Origin of the sequence: Acetobacter lambici, from assembly GCF_011516885.1 — a bacterium.
Taxonomy (GTDB): domain Bacteria; phylum Pseudomonadota; class Alphaproteobacteria; order Acetobacterales; family Acetobacteraceae; genus Acetobacter; species Acetobacter lambici.
Genome location: NZ_WOTD01000111.1, coordinates 1 through 2,390, shown reverse-complemented (window position 1 = coordinate 2,390; position 2,390 = coordinate 1). Strand labels below are relative to the sequence as shown.

3 protein-coding genes are annotated in these 2,390 nt (G+C 58.9%); 1 reads left to right on the top strand and 2 read right to left on the bottom strand.

Annotation, left to right across the window (positions count from 1 at the left end; all coding sequences use genetic code 11):
* Positions 1 to 1,440, top strand: a 1,440-nt coding sequence (gene recD2, locus GOB86_RS15250) for an SF1B family DNA helicase RecD2 (RefSeq protein ID WP_165993505.1), incomplete at its 5' end; no start/stop codon positions are given.
* Between the two features lie 203 nt (positions 1,441 to 1,643).
* Here the strand turns inward: recD2 and GOB86_RS15245 are convergent.
* Entirely contained in the window at positions 1,644 to 1,922 is a 279-nt protein-coding gene (locus GOB86_RS15245) for a hypothetical protein (RefSeq protein ID WP_228120877.1), read from the bottom strand.
* A 113-nt stretch (positions 1,923 to 2,035) separates the two neighbouring features.
* The gene (locus GOB86_RS15240; RefSeq protein WP_194301217.1) at positions 2,036 to 2,239 is read right to left on the bottom strand and encodes a hypothetical protein; all 204 of its coding nucleotides are present in this window, start codon (positions 2,237 to 2,239) and stop codon (positions 2,036 to 2,038) included.
* Positions 2,240 to 2,390 lie beyond the last annotated feature (151 nt).

Genomic DNA, 2,390 nt, shown 5'->3' with positions numbered 1-2,390 from the left:
ACCGCCGAACTGCTGGAGGTCGCGGCACCCCTGATCGAGACGGCTCTCACGTTGGAGCTGGAGGCGGGCGACGTTATTGCCGACAGCGTGGGCGAGACGGGATGCATCTTCCTGGCGGGTCTCTATCGCGCGGAGCAGAGCATCGCCGAGCGATTGCGTGCCTGTGTCGTCGGCCGTCCGCCCTGGCCCGAGATCGACGCTGGAAAGGCCATGACCTGGGTGGAACGGAAGACCGGGCTTGCGCTCGCGCCCAGCCAGCAGGAGGCGGTGCGCCTTGCCCTGAACAGCAAGGTGCTGGTGATCACGGGTGGTCCTGGCGTGGGCAAGACCACGCTGGTCAACGCCATCCTGAAGATCGTGACCGCCAAGGGCACGGACGTGCAGCTCTGCGCCCCGACCGGTCGGGCGGCGAAGCGCCTGTCGGAAAGCACCGGACTGGAAGGCAAGACCATCCATCGACTGCTGGAGACGGATCCGGCCAGTGGCACCTTCAAGCGGGATGATACCAACCCGCTGACCTGCGATCTGCTGGTCGTGGACGAGGCCAGCATGGTCGATGTGCTGCTGATGCGATCCCTGCTGCGCGCCTTGCCTGACAACGCCGCGTTGCTGATCGTCGGCGATGTGGACCAGTTGCCGTCGGTCGGGCCGGGGCAGGTGCTGGCCGACATCATCGGCTCCAACGCCGTGCCTGTGGTGCGGCTGACCGAGGTGTTCCGTCAGGCGGCACAGAGCCGGATCATCACCAATGCGCATCGGATCAACGAGAGCAGGATGCCCGAACTGAGCGCGGAAGAGGGATCGGATTTCTACTTCGTGGAGGCGGCCGAGCCCGAGGTCGGGCTGCGCAAGTTGCTGGCCGTGGTGAGGGATCGCATCCCGGCGCGGTTCGGGCTGGACCCTGTTCGCGACGTGCAGGTGCTTTGCCCGATGAACCGGGGTGGCCTTGGGGCGCGGTCGCTGAATATCGAATTGCAGCAGGCGCTGAACCCGCCGGACGAGGTGAAGGTCGAGCGGTTCGGCTGGACCTATGGTCCGGGCGACAAGGTGATGCAGATCGCCAACGATTATGACCGGGATGTCTTCAATGGAGACCTCGGCGTTATCGGCAGGATCGATGTGGAAGAGGGCGAACTGACGGTCTCATTCGATGGACGGGATGTCGTTTATGGCTTCGGCGAGTTGGACGAACTGGTGCTGGCCTACGCCACCACCATCCACAAGAGCCAGGGCTCGGAATACCCGGCGGTGGTGATTCCGCTGGTGACGCAGCATTACGCCATGCTGGCGCGGAACCTGCTCTACACCGGCGTCACACGGGGGCGGAAGCTCGTCGTGCTCGTGGGCCAGAAGAAGGCGCTTGCTATCGCCGTGCGCAATCAGGGTGGCAGGCGACGGTGGTCGAAGCTCAGGGAGTGGCTTGCGGGTAGTTTTGCATGACGGAGCGATGCCTCCATGTCGGCTTCCGCCCTCATTGCAGACGTGTTCGCATGAATGCAGTCATCCCGTAAGCGGACATTGTTTCATGAGTGATCGGCTAGTTTCAGTCCCGATGACATCGCATAATTTTTTGATTCTAAATTCGAGGCCACCATTCAAATGGCCTATGTTAGCTTTCCCTCTTCAGATCCTATGCCACTTCATCAAAGGTTTTCACCAGACATCAATTTCCGATGCACGATGCGTCCTCGACTGGTAAGGCGAGCGGCAGCACTGCCCCAGCGTGCGGAAAACCCGGCCGCGACATATCCCATCAATATCAATGATCCACGGATGGCGCCGCGATCCGCTCTGGGAATGCCATATTCACCATTTATCGGTAGAGAGAGAATAAAACGGCACTGTTCTTTTGTGAGATCTTTCGCAGCCAGATAGGACCTGGCCGCCCCGTTCTGGATGGGGAAATCCATAACATTACTCATGACCTGTCTCCTCTGGCTCAAACTCTTCAGGAAATCATAGTTTCAGCTTGCATCCACTGACTGACGTCGACCCTCTCGCCCTGAAACAAAGGAGAAGGGCGTAACAAGGAAAATCATGAAAATATTGATACAACTTGCACACGACAATACAGATCCATCGCAGCTTTCTGTGCACCAATCAGATTCTGAACCGCTATATAGGTTTGCACGTAACTTGCTTCCTGCACATGCGCTGGCCTGTCAGTCAGCGCCATCGCCATTTCTATCGCTGTGTCGAGAAGCGGCCTGAAATGTGCTTCCAGATAGTCACCACGCATCTGATGGTCTGTTGGTAATCCCCCCATTTTTAGTCGGGCGTTGAATGAGAATTCAGGCAGCTGTTTTTAGTTTCTGGGCGGGGGTTAGCCCGCTGTTCCCCATGTTGGGTCTGTCATGGTTATATGTCCAGAGCCATTGTGTTGCGACCTC

Bases quoted from the DNA above. Each gene is read 5' to 3' on its own strand.
- GOB86_RS15245 (WP_228120877.1), bottom strand. From the start codon at position 1,922: ATGAGTAATGTTATGGATTTCCCCATCCAGAACGGGGCGGCCAGGTCC.
- GOB86_RS15240 (WP_194301217.1), bottom strand. From the start codon at position 2,239: ATGCGTGGTGACTATCTGGAAGCACATTTCAGGCCGCTTCTCGACACA.